This window comes from Streptomyces filamentosus, assembly GCF_014654895.1.
GTDB lineage: Bacteria > Actinomycetota > Actinomycetes > Streptomycetales > Streptomycetaceae > Streptomyces > Streptomyces filamentosus.
Genome location: NZ_BNBE01000002.1, coordinates 1,133,109 through 1,147,190, shown reverse-complemented (window position 1 = coordinate 1,147,190; position 14,082 = coordinate 1,133,109). Strand labels below are relative to the sequence as shown.

At 74.8% G+C, this 14,082-nt stretch carries 10 protein-coding genes; 8 read left to right on the top strand and 2 right to left on the bottom strand.

What is annotated here, in order from left to right; translation table 11 throughout:
* Positions 1–5: 5 nt before the first annotated feature.
* The gene (locus IE326_RS24030; RefSeq protein WP_190042963.1) at positions 6–1,682 is read left to right on the top strand and encodes a DEAD/DEAH box helicase; all 1,677 of its coding nucleotides are present in this window, start codon (positions 6–8) and stop codon (positions 1,680–1,682) included.
* 83 nt (positions 1,683–1,765) lie between these two features.
* On the opposite strand, the gene IE326_RS24025 is transcribed toward IE326_RS24030, so the two are convergent.
* Positions 1,766–2,632, bottom strand: coding sequence for an alkaline phosphatase family protein (locus IE326_RS24025; RefSeq protein ID WP_190042962.1), 867 nt, complete (start codon positions 2,630–2,632; stop codon positions 1,766–1,768).
* A 60-nt stretch (positions 2,633–2,692) separates the two neighbouring features.
* The gene (locus IE326_RS24020; protein ID WP_190042961.1) at positions 2,693–4,810 is read right to left on the bottom strand and encodes an alpha-galactosidase; all 2,118 of its coding nucleotides are present in this window, start codon (positions 4,808–4,810) and stop codon (positions 2,693–2,695) included.
* A 148-nt stretch (positions 4,811–4,958) separates the two neighbouring features.
* Between IE326_RS24020 and IE326_RS24015 the strand changes: the two genes are divergently transcribed.
* From IE326_RS24015 to IE326_RS23985, 7 genes are all read left to right on the top strand, one after another.
* Positions 4,959–6,119, top strand: coding sequence for an ROK family transcriptional regulator (locus IE326_RS24015; RefSeq protein ID WP_229915590.1), 1,161 nt, complete (start codon positions 4,959–4,961; stop codon positions 6,117–6,119).
* 186 nt (positions 6,120–6,305) lie between these two features.
* Positions 6,306–7,577, top strand: a complete 1,272-nt coding sequence (locus tag IE326_RS24010; protein ID WP_190042960.1) for an ABC transporter substrate-binding protein — start codon at positions 6,306–6,308, stop codon at positions 7,575–7,577.
* Positions 7,577–8,566 (top strand): carbohydrate ABC transporter permease, encoded by a 990-nt coding sequence (locus tag IE326_RS24005; protein ID WP_190042959.1) that lies wholly within the window; start codon positions 7,577–7,579, stop codon positions 8,564–8,566. Before IE326_RS24010 ends, IE326_RS24005 begins: the two co-directional genes overlap by 1 nt.
* A gap of 8 nt (positions 8,567–8,574) precedes the next feature.
* Complete coding sequence (locus IE326_RS24000) at positions 8,575–9,471, top strand: carbohydrate ABC transporter permease (RefSeq protein WP_190042958.1); 897 nt, start codon at positions 8,575–8,577, stop codon at positions 9,469–9,471.
* Positions 9,472–9,576: 105 nt separating this feature from the next.
* Positions 9,577–11,532 carry a glycoside hydrolase family 5 protein gene (locus IE326_RS23995; protein ID WP_308440338.1) on the top strand — a complete coding sequence of 652 codons (1,956 nt, stop codon included), beginning with the start codon at positions 9,577–9,579 and terminating at the stop codon, positions 11,530–11,532.
* Positions 11,533–11,569: 37 nt separating this feature from the next.
* Positions 11,570–13,315: a glycoside hydrolase family 35 protein gene (locus IE326_RS23990; protein WP_190042957.1), complete on the top strand. Its 1,746-nt coding sequence runs from the start codon at positions 11,570–11,572 to the stop codon at positions 13,313–13,315.
* Positions 13,316–13,383: 68 nt separating this feature from the next.
* The gene (locus tag IE326_RS23985) at positions 13,384–14,076 is read left to right on the top strand and encodes an HAD family hydrolase (protein WP_190042956.1); all 693 of its coding nucleotides are present in this window, start codon (positions 13,384–13,386) and stop codon (positions 14,074–14,076) included.
* Positions 14,077–14,082 lie beyond the last annotated feature (6 nt).

The window sequence follows — 14,082 nt, the reverse complement described above, 5'->3', positions numbered from 1 at the left end:
TTTCCATGTCCCGCAGGCCCCGGAAGCCGGCCAGGCGTGCCGCCGCTGCTCCGGCTCCGTCCTCGGCGCCGTCCCAGGAGTTCCGCATGCCGGAGAGCGCGACGCCCGCCCTCCCCGCCGTGGAGGAGTTCGCCGGGCTCGACATGCCCGCGGGACTCCTGGCGACCCTCACCGCGCAGGGCGTGACCACGCCCTTCCCGATCCAGGGCGCCACCCTGCCCGACTCGCTCGCCGGCCGCGACGTCCTCGCCCGGGGCCGCACCGGCTCCGGCAAGACCCTCGCCTTCGGCCTCGCGCTGCTGGCCCGTACGGCCGGACTGCGCGCGCAGTCCAAGGCGCCCCTCGCGCTGGTCCTGGTACCCACCCGCGAGCTCGCGCAACAGGTCACGGACGCCCTGACCCCGTACGCGACGGCGGTGAACCTCCGGATGACCACCGTGGTCGGCGGTCTGTCGATCACCAAGCAGGCGGCCACGCTGCGGCGCGGCGTCGAGGTGGTCGTCGCCAGCCCCGGCCGCCTCAACGACCTCGTGGAGCGCGGCGACTGCGTCCTCGACGACGTCCGGATCACGGTCCTCGACGAGGCCGACCAGATGACCGACATGGGCTTCCTGCCGCAGATCACCAAGCTGATCCGGCAGGTGCGGCCCGACGGGCAGCGGATGCTCTTCTCCGCCACCCTGGACCGCAACATCGACCAGCTGGTGAAGCGCTTCCTGACCGACCCCGTGGTGCACTCCGTCGACCCCTCGGCCGGCGCGGTGGTCACCATGGAGCACCACGTGCTGCACGTCCAGGACGCGACCGACAAGAAGGCCGTCACCACCCGCATCGCGGCCCGCGACGGCCGGGTCATCCTCTTCCTCGACACCAAGCGGTCCGCCGACCGGCTCGCCAAGCGGCTGCTGTCCGTCGGCGTCCGCGCGGCGGCCCTGCACGGCGGCCGCACCCAGCCGCAGCGGAACCGGACCCTGGAGCAGTTCAAGACCGGCCAGGTCACCGCGCTGGTGGCGACGAACGTCGCGGCCCGCGGCATCCACATCGACGACCTCGACCTCGTCGTGAACGTCGACCCGCCGGCCGACCACAAGGACTACCTGCACCGCGGCGGCCGCACCGCCCGCGCCGGCGGCTCCGGCAGCGTCGTCACCCTGGTGCTGCCCGAGCAGAAGCAGGACGTCACCCGGCTGATGCGGGACGCGAACATCCAGCCCCGCACGACCCGCCTCCGGTCCGGCGACGAGGAGCTCGCCGCCCTGACCGGCGCCCGCGAGCCCTCCGGCGTCGCCGTCACCATCGAGGTGCCCCAGCAGCAGGCCCCGGCCTCCCGCCCGGCCCGGAAGACCGCGGCCGAGGGTTCCGGCCGCCCGCCGCGCCGCCGCCGGAGCGGCTCCGGAGCGGCCCCGGCGGGCGACGCCCCGGCGAAGACCGGCACCCGGGGCTCCGGCCGCCGCTCCGCCGCGGCCCCGAAGGCCGCCGGCGACACCAGGACGGCCGGTGGCGCGAAGGCCGCCGGCACCCCGGCGGGCGGTCGCGGCGCGGCCCCGGCGGCCGGGCGCTCCACCGCCCGCCGCTCGGGCGCGCCCTCCGGCGCCACCGGTGACGGCGCGGCCAGGACGGGACGCGGCGGCGAGCGCCGCCCCCGCCGGCGCACCTCCGCGCCCGGCGGCTCCGACCGCTGACGACACGCCCGAAGGACGGGGCCCCGGCACGACCGGGGCCCCGTCCGGCGTTTCCGGGGCCGGCATGCGCCGAAGGGGGGAGCTCAGACGGTGAAGGCGGCTCCGTCCAGGGTCCAGTGGGGGTCGGGGACGACGCCGAGCGCGGTGTAGACGTGGGCGGCGACGTCCGCGTGGTGGAGGACGGGGCGGACCGTGCCGGGGGAGAGGCCGGGGCCGCAGGCCGCGATCCAGGCTGTGCGCTCCTCGGGGCTGCGGCCGCCGTGGCCGCCCTCGTCCCGGTGGCCGTGGTCGGTGACGACGACGACCGTCCAGCGGCCGGGGCGGGCGCGCGCGGCGGCGAGGAGCCGGCCGAGGCGGCGGTCGGCGGCCTCGACGGCCCGGCGGTACTCCGGCCCGCAGCCGAGGAAGTGGGCGGTCTCGTCGACGGCGCCGAGGTAGACGAAGCCCGCGTGCAGCTCCTCGTCGAGGCCGAGCAGGTGCTCCGCCTCCGCCGTCACCAGGTCGTCCACCTCCTCCCAGCCCTCCGGGGTGTCGGCGCCCGGGGCCACGTACCCGAGGCGGGTCGGGGCGGTGAAGAGCGGGCCGCCCTGCCGGGCCAGGAAGAGCGGCTCCCAGCCGCCGACGGCGAAGGTGCGGCGGCCGCAGTCGGCGGCGAGCCGGGTGGTGAAGTCCGGGAAGACGTCGAGGCGGTTGCCGTCGAGGCGGTTCCCCCAGACGCCGTGCTTGGCGACGCCGACGCCGGTGGCGATCGTCGTCCAGCACGGCCCCGACATGGTGGGGGTCGCGGCGTCCACCTCGACGGGGGCGAGGAAGCCGGCCCGCGCGACCCCGTCCAGGTGCGGGGTGCCCAGCGAGGGCAGCAGGTCGAGGCGTACGCCGTCGATGCCGACCACCAGGACGCGGTCGGTGTCCGCGGCGCGGGGGGACGGGGCGGTGGCGAGGGTGGTCATGGGACGTCCGTGGGTGTCGTGGGCCGGGCGGCCCGGGGCGGGGGTGCGGCTCCGGGGGCGTCAGGGGCCGATGCGGCGGAGGCGGATCAGGGTGCTGGCGTGGTCGCCGGGGGGAAGGCGGGGGTCGAGGCCGCGGTGGACCAGTTCGGCGCCGTCGTACTCCCGGCCCAGGTCCTCGTCGCGGTAGCGGGCCGCGGGATCGAGGGCGGGCAGCCGGACCGGGTCCGGCGGGTGGCCGAAGCGCGTGGCGGGCCGCCAGACGAAGAGGGCGTGGTCGCGGCCGTCGGGGGAGGCGTGGTGGACGGCCGTCACGGGCCCCGGCGGGGTGAGGCGGTACTGGTGGCCGTGCTGCACGAGGGGCCGGACGCGTTTGTACGCGGCGACGAGGGCGGCGGCCTCGTCGAGCTCTGCTTCGGTCCAGGCGGTGAGGTCCCCGCCGATGCCCAGGGCCCCCGCCATGGCGACGTGGAAGCGGAAGCGCAGCGGGGTGGTCCGGCCGGTGGCCGGGTTGGGGCTGTCGGTGACCCAGGAGGCCATGGTCTGGGCGGGGAAGAGCTGGCTGTAGCCGTGCTGGACGGAGAGCCGGTCGACGGGGTCGGTGTTGTCCGAGACCCATGCCTGGTCGGTGCGGGCGAGCATCCCGAGGTCGACGCGGCCGCCGCCGCCCGCACACGCCTCGATGCGCAGGCCCGGGTGGGCGGCGCGGAGCCGGTCCATGACGCGGTGGACGGCGCGGACGTGGTCGGTCCAGACCCGGTCGGGGTCGGGCCGGCCGGGGCGGCCCGCCTCGGTGAAGGGGCGGTTGGCGTCCCACTTGAGCCAGTCGACGGCGTGCTCGGCCACCAGCCGGTCCAGCGTCGCCAGGACCCACTCCTCGACCTCGGGGCGGGACAGGTCGAGGACGAGCTGGTTGCGGAGCTCGGTGGCGTCCCGGGTGGGCGCGTGCAGCACCCAGTCGGGGTGGGCGCGGTACAGGTCGCTGTCGCGGTTGACCATCTCCGGCTCCACCCACAGCCCGAACGCCATGCCCAGCCGGTGGACCTCGTCGGCGAGCGGCCGCAGTCCGGCGGGGAAGGCGTCCGGCCGGGGCGTCCAGTCGCCGAGTCCCGCGGTGTCGTCGGCGCGGGCGCCGAACCAGCCGTCGTCCAGGACGAACAGCTCGGCGCCGAGCCGCGCGGCCCGCTCCGCGAGGCGGAGCTGGCCGGCCGCGTCGACCGCGAAACCGGTGGCCTCCCAGGAGTTGTAGAGGACGGGCCGGTCCCGCCCGGGGTCCGGCAGGACGCAGGAGCGGACGTACGCGTGCCAGGCGCGGCTCGCCCCGCCGAAGCCGCCCCGGGTGTGGAGTCCGGCGAGGACCGGCGTGCGCAGGGTCTCGCCGGGGGCGAGCCGCCGGCTCAGGCCCTCGTGTCCCCAGCCGCCGGTCCAGGTGACGCGGCCGACCGGGTCGCGGTGGACGGTGACGCGCCAACTGCCGCTCCAGGCAAGGGCGGTGCTCCACACCTGCCCGTGCTCCTCGTCCGCGGTGCCGTCGTCGAGGGCGAGCCAGGGGGAGGCGTGGTGGCCGGTGAGGCCCCGGCGGCTGGTCAGCACGGTCTCGGCGACCGGGAGGGGGTCGCGCCGCAGCTGGAACTCGCTGTTCCAGCCGCCCACCAGATGGCTGAGCCGGGCGTCGGCGAGGTGCGGGACGGTCCAGGCGGCCGAGTCCAGGCGGTCGACGGCGACCGGTCCGTCGTCCGGGGTGCCGGTGTGGGCGAGTTCGGTCCAGCGCTCGACGACGTCGTGGCCGGGCCGGAGGCGGTAGCAGAGGTCCGCGGCGAGCGGATAGCGCCGGTCGGCCAGGTGGAGGCGCAGTTCGTGGCGGTCCTCGTGGAGGGAGTGGCCGAGGAAGCGCCACTGCGCCCCGATGGTGCCGTCGGCGAAGCGGACCTGGAGGCCGGCCGGGCCGAAGCGGGCGCCGGTCTGGATGCCGAGCTCGTCGGCGGCGGCCTCGTCCTCGAAGCTGCTGTCGGCGGGGGAGCGGGGCACGGGGAGCGCGGCGAGGTCGAGCTCGGGGCCCCAGTGCAGGTGGCGGGGGCTGCCGTCGGCCCCGACGCGTACGGCGTAGACGCTGTTCGGGGTGCGCAGGACGGCGACGCCCCGCTCGGCGTCGAAGGAGAGGGCGGGAGTGGCGGCAGGCACGGTGGTCCCCCGGGACGGTGAGACGGAGGCGGTAAGTGCCCCTGCTCGGAAGGGAGTTGCCGACCGGAGGGGCGTCCCGAACCGTAGGGGTGACCCGGACCGAAATCAATACTGGACTAAGTTATTTATTTGTCGGTACGTTACCGCCGTGTTTCCGAGCCATGCGTCACCCCTCGTCACCGCACCGGCAGAGACGTCGGTGCTGGCCCTGCTGCTCGCCGAGGGCCCGCTCAGCCGGGTCGAACTGGCGCGCCGCACGGGCCTGTCGTCGACCGCCGTCACCAAGGCGGCCCGGCCGCTGCTCGACGACGGCTATCTGCACGAACTCCCGCCCGAGCGCACCGCTCCCGGCGCCGGCCGGCCGGTGAACCCGCTGGCGGTCACCGCCGACCGGGAGTTCTTCGCCGGCGTCAAGATCAGTGCCGACGCGCTCTACGGAGCGGTCTGCGACCTGCGGGCCGGCATGCGGGCCACCGCGGGCCGCCCCCTGGGCGACGACCGGGGTCCCGCCGCCGTGGGCGCCCTGCTCCACGAGCTCGTGGACGAACTCCTTGACAAGCGGCCGGAGTTCCGCGACCGTACCCGGCACCTCGGCATCGCCGTCTCCGGCGACGTGGACCGTACCGCAGGACGGGTGCGCTACTCGGTGCTCCCCGGCTGGCGGGACGTGCCGCTCGCCGAGACGACGGCGCGGGCCACCGGCCTGTCCGTCGTCGTGGAGAACGACGTCAAGGCCCTCACCGCCGCCGAGCACTGGTTCGGCGAGGGCATCGGCGCCGAGTACTTCGCGCTGGTCACCATCGGCGCGGGCATCGGCTCCGGACTGGTCGTCAACGGGCGTCTGATCGCCGGCGCGTACGGCGTCGCCGGCGAGATGGGGCACATCGCCATCGACCCGGCGGGCCCCCGGTGCCACTGCGGCCAGGTGGGCTGCGTGGAGGCGATCGCCTCCACCGGCGCCGTCCTCGCCGCGGTCCGCACCGGGACCGGCCGCCAGGACCTGGACTTCGACGCCGCCGTACGGCTCGCCCGCGAGGGCGACCCCGTCGCCCGGCCGGTCTTCGCCCGGGCCGGGCGCGCCATCGGCACCGGCATCGCGATCCTGGTCAACCTGCTCGGACCCGAGCGCGTCGTCGTCACCGGCGAGGGGCTCGAAACCTACGACCTCTTCGGGGAGCACATCAAGGACGCCTACGCGGCCCACTGCTTCAAGGCCGCCGCCCGGTGCCCGCTGACCCTGCGCCCCCTGCCCTGGGAGGAATGGGCACGCGGCGCCGCCGTCCTCGGCATCGAGGCGCTCTTCCCGTAGACCCGGCACCGGGGGAGCCGGAGCCGTACCCCCGCGGTCCCGCACACCCCGCGTACACCCGCACGCACACGCACACCGTCACCGCGCCCGGTCGGCGTCCGTCCCCATGCCTGGCAGCGAACGAGGCGGACCCCGACCGGGACGGAGGCACCCGTCCCGTCACACCCACACCTACGAGGATGCGACATGAGCGCACGCAGAACCGAGCTTAGCCGACGCGGATTCCTGGCCGGCTCCCTCCTCTTCGTCGCCGGAGCGGCGACCGCCTGCATCAGCGACCCCATCGGCGGCGGCGCCAAGGGCGCCGGGACCACGCTGAACGTCTGGTACCACGCGTACGGCGAGGCGGGCACCCAGCAGGCCGTCGTCCGCTACGCCGAGAGCTTCACGAAGGCCCACCCCGACATCGCCGTCAAGGTCACCTGGGTCCCCGGCGACTACGCGGGCAAGCTCAACGCCAGCCTGCTCACGGACGGCGCCCCGGACGTCTTCGAGGTCGGCGACTTCAGCGAGGGCCTGGCCCGGCGCGGCCAGATCGCGCCCCTCGACGACGTGTACGGACCGGCGAAGGCGTCCTTCAACAAGACCGCTCTCGGCTACGTGACCGTCGACGGCAAGCCGTACGGCGTCAAGATGATCGACGACGTGATCATGCTCCACTACCGCAAGAGCGTCCTCGACAAGGCCGGCATCGCCCCGCCCGCCGACTTCGCCGCGCTCCGCGCCGCCGCCAAGGCGCTCACCACGAAGAAGGCCAAGGGCCTCTTCGTCAGCAACGACGGCGTCGGCGAGGCCGCCCCCGCCATGGTGCTCTCCCACGGCGGCGAGCTCGTCTCCGGAGGCGAGGTCGGCTACGGCTCGCCGAAGGCGGTGGAGGCGATCACGGCCCTGAAGGGGCTGCACGACGACCGGTCGCTGCTGCTCGGCTTCACCACCGACTGGTGGGACCCCTCCGCCTTCGCCCAGGGCGTCGTCCCGATGCAGTGGTGCGGCCTGTGGGCGATGCCCGCGATCAAGACCGCGCTCGGCGACGACTTCGGCGTCCTGCCCTGGCCCGCGTCCGCGGCCGGCGGCACCCCCTACGTCCGCGTCGGCGGCTGGGTGAGCTGCGTCAACGCCAAGGGCCGCAAGGTCGAGGCCGCGAAGAGCTTCGTCCGCTGGCTGTGGGTCGAACAGACCGACCTCCAGAAGGACTTCGCCTCCGCCTACGGCCTCCACGTCCCGCCCCGCACCGACGTCGCCGCCGCCACCGGCAAGCTCGCCGAGGGCACGGCGAAGGAGGCCGTAGCCCTCGCCGCCCGCTACGGCCGCAGCAACCCGAGCACCTGGGACGCCTCCGTCTCCGGACCGCTCGTCACGGCCGCGGCCAAGGCCGTCCGCGGCCAGGGCGACCCCGCCCGGCTCCTCGCCGACGCCGCCCGGCAGGCCCAGACGGCCGTGGACGAGCAGCTGTCCTGATGACCACCGCCTCGGACACCACCGCGCGCGCCGCGCGTGCCGGGAGCCCCGCGGCCGTGCCGCGGGGCCCCGCCCCGGCCCGGAAGCGGCGCACCGACCGCCGCGCCTGGGGGGCCTTCCTCCTCCTCACCGCCCCCGTCCTGATCGGCCTCGGCGTCTTCAAGTACGTGGCCATCGGGTGGAGCCTCCTGCTGAGCTTCAGCGAGGCCGAGGGCACCATCGCCCTGGGCGACTGGGTCGGCCTGGACAACTACCGGCGGCTCTTCGCGGACCCCGCGTTCGGCGGCTCCCTGGTGCAGATCCTGCTCTTCACCCTGGCCGTCGTCCCGGTCACCTTCGCCTCCTCCCTCGGCCTCGCCCTGCTCGTCCACCGCGTCCGGCGGGGCCGGGCGGTGGTGCGCACCGCCTTCCTGATCCCCACTGCCGTCTCGTACGTGGTGGCCTCGCTGCTGTGGAAGATGAGCCTCTTCAACGGCCTCCCGGCGGGCATCGCCAACACCGTCGGCGGCTGGTTCGGCATGGAGGCCGTCCCCTGGCTCCAGACCACCGAACCGCCGCTGTTCTGGATCGCCCTGATCACCCTCCGGCTCTGGCTCCAGGTCGGCTTCTACATGGTCCTCTTCCTCGCCGGCCTCCAGGCCGTCCCGAAGGAGCTGTACGAGGCCGCCGCCCTCGACGGCGCCACCGGGTGGCGCCTGCTGCGCCGGATCACCCTCCCGATGCTGCGGAACACCTCGGTGGCCGTCCTGATGCTCCAGTTCATCGCCGCCTTCCAGGCCTTCGACGAGTTCTACAACCTCTTCTACGGCGGCATCTCGGGGACCAGCTCCGCCCCCGTGCAGACCCCGCTGCTCCACCTCTACAACACCGCGATGGGCGCCCAGAACTACGGCCTCGGGTCGGCCGGAGCCTTCGTGCTCACCGCCCTGATCGTGCTCGTCACCCTGGCCCAGGGGCGGATCACCGGCTTCGGCAGGGGCGAGGAGTGAACGGGCCCATGAAGACGAACCGTCCCCCGCGCCCCGCGACCGGCGCCCCGCGCCCCGCCGTCCGCGCCCCGCGCCCTCCCGCCCGGGGGCTGCGCCCCGCCGTCCGCGGCCTGTCGATCGGCCTGCTGACCCTGCTCTTCCTGGCGCCGTTCTACCTGATGCTGCGCAACGCGCTGATGGAGTCGGCCGCGCTCACCTCGCCCGAGTGGACCTGGTGGCCGGACGTCATGCGGTGGGAGAACTTCACCGCGCTGTTCGACGACCCCGCCCTGCACATGGGGCAGGCGCTGGGGAACTCCCTGCTCATCGCCGGGATCACCGCCCCCGTCTCCACCCTCCTCGCCTCCGCCGCCGGCTACGCCCTCGCCCGGATCGAGGTGCCCGGCCGGGGGGTCGTCCTCGCCCTGGTGGTCGCCACCCTGATGATCCCCGGCTCGGCGACCTTCCTCCCCACCTTCGTGGTCGTCGGCTCGATGGGCGGCGTCAACACCCTCTGGGGGCTGATCGTGCCGGGGCTCTTCAACCCCTTCGCGGTCCTCCTCTTCCGCAACTTCTACCTGCGCCTCCCCCGGGAGATCGAGGAGGCGGGCCGCCTCGACGGGCTCGGACGGCTCGGCCTCTACGGGCGGATCGCGCTGCCCACCTCGGGCGCCATGCTGGCCTCGCTCGGCGCGCTGTCCTTCATCGAGAGCTGGAACGCCTTCCTGTGGCCGCTGGTCATCGGCCAGGACCCGTCCGCCTGGACCGCGCAGATCGCCCTGTCGACCTTCCTCACCTCGCAGACCATCAACCTGCCCGGCCTGTTCGCCGGCGCCGTGGTGACCATCGCCCCGCTCGTGGCGATGTTCCTCATCGCCCAGCGGTACATCGTCGAAGGCATCGCCACCAGCGGCCTCAAGGGCTGAACCCGGCCCCGCCGCGGCCCCTCGTCTCCCCGGACGTCCCGTCCGGGGCACGCGGTCCGCACCACCGCGTTCCCTCGCCCCACACTCCTTCCGGAGGGATACCCCGTGCGACTCCAAGGACCACCCCGCCCCGCGACCCCGCCGAAGCCGGCCCGGCGCACCCTGCCCGTGCTCCTCGCCGCCGCGGCGCTCCTCGCGCTCGCCGTCCCCGGTGCCACCGCGACACCCGAACCCGCCCCAGCACCAAGCACGGTGACGGGAGACCGGCTCGCCGCGTCGTGGACGCCGCCGCTCTCCACCCGCGGCCGGTACGTCGTCGACGCCGACGGCGACCGCTTCAAGCTGAAGTCCGGCAACTGGGCCGGGGCGCAGGGCACGTACGAGGGCAGCGGCGACGTCACCGACCCGGCCAACCACCAGGCCGACCAGATGTCGAACAACATCCCGCTCGGCCTGGACCGCACCCCGGTCGACCGGATCCTCGCCGACTTCCACGCCCTCGGCCTCAACAGCATCCGGCTGCCCTTCGCCAACGCCCTCGTCCACGACACCGCCCCGGTGCCCGACGCGGCGGTCGCGGCGAACCCGCAGCTCAAGGGCAAGACCCCGCTCCAGATCATGGACGCCGTCGTCGCCGCGCTCACCGCCGACGGCTTCGCCGTCATCCTCAACAACCACACCACCAGCTACCGCTTCTGCTGCGCCCTCGACGGCAACGAGCGCTGGAACAGCGGCCAGACCACCCGCCAGTGGATCGACGACTGGGTCTTCCTGGCGAAGCGGTACCGGGACAACCAGCGGGTCGTCGGCGCCGACCTGCGCAACGAGGTCCGCCGCGACACCTGGGACGACCCCAACTGGGGCTGGGGCGACGACCACGACCTCCACCGGGCGTACGAACAGGCCGGAAACGAGATCCTGAAGGCCGACCCCGACCTCCTCATCGTCATGGAGGGCATCAACTGGCAGGGCATCCCCACCGACCTCACCCCGCACGGCCGCCCCACCCTCACCCCCGTCGCGACCCTCTCCCACACCCTCGTCCGCTCCGGCAAACTCGTCTACGCCGCCCACTTCTACGGCTACACCGGCCCCCACCACTCCGGCGCCACCGGCATGGGCGAGACCACCGACCCGCGCTACGAGGACCTCACCCCCGAGCAGCTCGTGAAGGTCGTCGACGACCAGGCGCTCTTCGTCACCCGCTCCGGGCAGCACTTCACCGCCCCCGTGTGGATCAGCGAGTTCGGCGCCGGCGGCCGGGGCGACCTCGACGCGAAGGAACGCGACTGGTTCACCCGCTTCACCGACATCCTGGTCCGCAACGACAGCGACTTCGCCATCTGGCCCCTGGTCGGCTGGACGGGACCCGACGGAAAGCCCCAGGACACCTGGGCCCTGATCAACTACAGCAGGACCGGCGAACGCCTCAGCCTCCTGGAGCCCGGCGACTGGCGCACCCCCGACTGGAACAAGCTGACCGGCGCACCCGGCCGCTCCGGACCCGTCCCCGTGGAGCCCCGCTGGAACATGCTCGACCTCGACCACACCGACCACGACGCCTCCGCCACCATGCTCGCCAAGGCCGACTGGTCCCCCGGCAACCGCAAGGGCAACTGCCCCGACACCCAGCGCCTCGCCGGCCTCGGCCGGGGCTCGGGACGCGGCCTGTGCACCGACGCCGGCCAGCCCGCCAAGGCCCCGGGCGACTGGACCGTCGTCACCGACGAGCGGTACGTCACCGTCGACTGGGCGAGCGGCTACGACAAGCTCCAGTGCCCCGCCGGGGCCTTCGCCGTCGGCTACAGCGTGCGGAACGACGCCATGGCCGCGCTCCTCTGCGCCCCCGCCGCCCGCGCCCTGCCCGCCGCCGGCCGCGTCGTCTGGTTCGACCGCGGCGACAACCGCCCCGCCACCGGCGGCGCGACCGCAGGCGACTGGGCCCCAGGCTCCTACAAGGGCCAGTGCGCCGACCACGAGTACGTCGCCGGCGTCGCCCACACCTGGAAGTGGCTCCACTACGGCGTCCCGGACGCCCTCCTGTGCCGCCCGCTGAACTGACCCCCTCCTCCCGCACCCACACCTAGGAGCACCCGGCATGCCCCGACTGGAGATCGCCGACGACGGGTTCCGTCTCGACGACCGGCCGTTCCGCATCCTCTCGGGCGGACTGCACTACTTCCGCGTCCACCCCGGACAGTGGGCCGACCGGCTCCGCAAGGCACGCCTGCTGGGGCTCAACACGGTCGAGACCTACGTCCCCTGGAACCTCCACGCCCCCCGGCCCGGAGCGTTCCGGCTGGACGGAGGTCTCGACCTGCCCCGCTTCCTCGACCTCGCCGACGCCGAGGGCCTGCACGTCCTCCTCCGCCCCGGCCCCTACATCTGCGCCGAGTGGGAGGGCGGCGGCCTGCCCGCCTGGCTGCTCGCCGACGACGACATCGTGCTGCGCAGCCGCGACCCGCGCTTCCTCGACGCCGTCGACGAGCACTTCGCCGCGCTCCTCCCGCCGCTGAAGCCGTACCTGGCCACCGAGGGCGGCCCCGTCATCGCCGTCCAGCTGGAGAACGAGTACGGCGCCCACGGCGACGATCCCCGCTACCTCGCCGACCTCGCCCGGCTGCTGCGCGCCCACGGCGTGGACGTCCCCCTCTTCACCTGCGACCAGCCCGGCGACCTCGCCCGCGGCGGCCTCGACGGGGTGCTGCGCACCGTCAACCTCGGCAGCCGCGTCGCCGCCGGCCTCGACGCCCTGCGCCGCGCCCAGCCCGCCGGGCCGCTGATGTGCTCGGAGTTCTGGATCGGCTGGTTCGACCGCTGGGGCGGCGTCCACACCACCCGCGACGTCGCCGACGCCGCCGCCGACCTGGACCGGCTGCTCGCCGCCGGAGCCTCCGTCAACCTCTACATGTTCCACGGCGGCACCAACTTCGGCTTCACCAACGGCGCCAACGACAAGGGCACCTACCGTCCCACCGTCACCTCCTACGACTACGACGCCCTGCTCGACGAGGCCGGCGACCCCACCCCCAAGTACGAGGCGTTCCGCGGGGTCATCGCCCGCCACGCGCCCGTCCCCGACGAACCCGTCCCGGCGCCCGCCCCCAAGCTCACCCCCGTCGTCGTCGCCCTCGACTCCTGCGGCGCCCTCCTCGACCAGAGCGCGCTCCACGGGCCGGCCGTGCGCGCCGAGCGCCCGCTGAGCATGGAACGCCTCGGCCAGACCTTCGGGTTCGTCCGCTACGAGACCGCGCTCCCCGAGCCGGGCCCCGCCCTGCTGCGGTTCGGCGAGGTCCGCGACCGCGCGCAGGTCTTCGTCGACGGACGGCCCGCCGGCGTCCTCGAACGGGAGAACCACGAGCACGCCCTCACCCTCCACGTCCCCCGGAGCGGCGCCCGGCTGACCGTCCTCGTGGAGAACCAGGGACGGGTCAACTACGGCCCCGGCATCCACGACCGCAAGGGCCTCCTCGGCCGGACCACCGCCAACGGCACGGAACTCACGGACTGGACCAGCAGCCCGCTGCCGCTGGACACCCTCGACGGCCTCGTCCTCGCCCCGGCCGCCCCCCTCGTGGGCCCCGCCTTCCACCGGGGCACCGTCGACCTCCCCCGGCCCGCCGACGCCCACCTCGCCCTCGACGGCTGGACCAAGGGCCACGCCTGGATCAACGGCTTCCCCCTCGGCCGCTACTGGTCCCGGGGCCCGCAGACCACCCTGTACGTCCCCGCGCCGGTCCTGCTCCCCGGCCGCAACGAGATCACCGTCCTCGAACTCCACGCCTCCACCACCCGCACCGTCGAACTCCGCGGCCGCCCCGACCTGGGCCCCACCGAGGACTGACCCCTCGGCGAGGCCCGCCCAGGCCCCCGACCGACCCCACCGAGGACCGACCCCGTCCGGAGACCCCGATGCCCGCCGAACGCCCCGACCCCGCCGGCCCCGTGCCCCGCGCGCTCCGGGCCGTCCTCCTCGACATGGACGGCACCCTCGTCGACACCGAACGCCTGTGGCTGCGCGCCGTGGAGGAGGAGGCCCGAGAGCGGGGCCTCGGCCTCACCGCGGAGGACCGCCGCTTCGTCCTCGGCCGGTCCGTCGAGGACTGCGCCGCCCGCCTGGCCGCCCGGACCGCTGCCCGGCCCGACCCGGCGGGACTCGCCGGGGCCCTGCACCGCCGCTTCGCGGAGCTGGTACGCCACGGGGCCGTGCCCCTCCCCGGCGCCGTCGAACTCCTGGCGGAACTCGCCGCGGCGGGCGTCCCGACGGCGCTGGTCTCGGCCTCCCCCCGTCCGGTCGTGGACACCGTCCTCGACGTCCTGGGCCGCGACCGCTTCACCACCTCCGTCGCGGCGGGCGAGACCCCCCGCACGAAACCCTTCCCCGACCCCTACCGGGAGGCCGCGCGCCGGCTGTCCGCCGCTCCGCCCGCCTGCGTCGCCGTGGAGGACTCCCTCACCGGCGTGACCTCCGCCCAGGTCGCCGGCTGCCCCGTCCTCGTCGTTCCCTCGCCCGTCCCCGTGCCGCCCGCCCCCGGCCGCACCGCGGTGCGCGGACTGGCGGAGGTGGACCTCGCGCTCCTGCGCGGCCTCGTGAGCGGCGGGTGAGACGCC

Coding starts and splice junctions, on each gene's coding strand:
- IE326_RS24030 (WP_190042963.1), top strand. CDS start 6: ATGTCCCGCAGGCCCCGGAAGCCGGCCAGGCGTGCCGCCGCTGCTCCG.
- IE326_RS24025 (WP_190042962.1), bottom strand. CDS start 2,632: ATGACCACCCTCGCCACCGCCCCGTCCCCCCGCGCCGCGGACACCGAC.
- IE326_RS24010 (WP_190042960.1), top strand. CDS start 6,306: ATGAGCGCACGCAGAACCGAGCTTAGCCGACGCGGATTCCTGGCCGGC.
- IE326_RS24005 (WP_190042959.1), top strand. CDS start 7,577: ATGACCACCGCCTCGGACACCACCGCGCGCGCCGCGCGTGCCGGGAGC.
- IE326_RS24000 (WP_190042958.1), top strand. CDS start 8,575: ATGAAGACGAACCGTCCCCCGCGCCCCGCGACCGGCGCCCCGCGCCCC.
- IE326_RS23990 (WP_190042957.1), top strand. CDS start 11,570: ATGCCCCGACTGGAGATCGCCGACGACGGGTTCCGTCTCGACGACCGG.
- IE326_RS23985 (WP_190042956.1), top strand. CDS start 13,384: ATGCCCGCCGAACGCCCCGACCCCGCCGGCCCCGTGCCCCGCGCGCTC.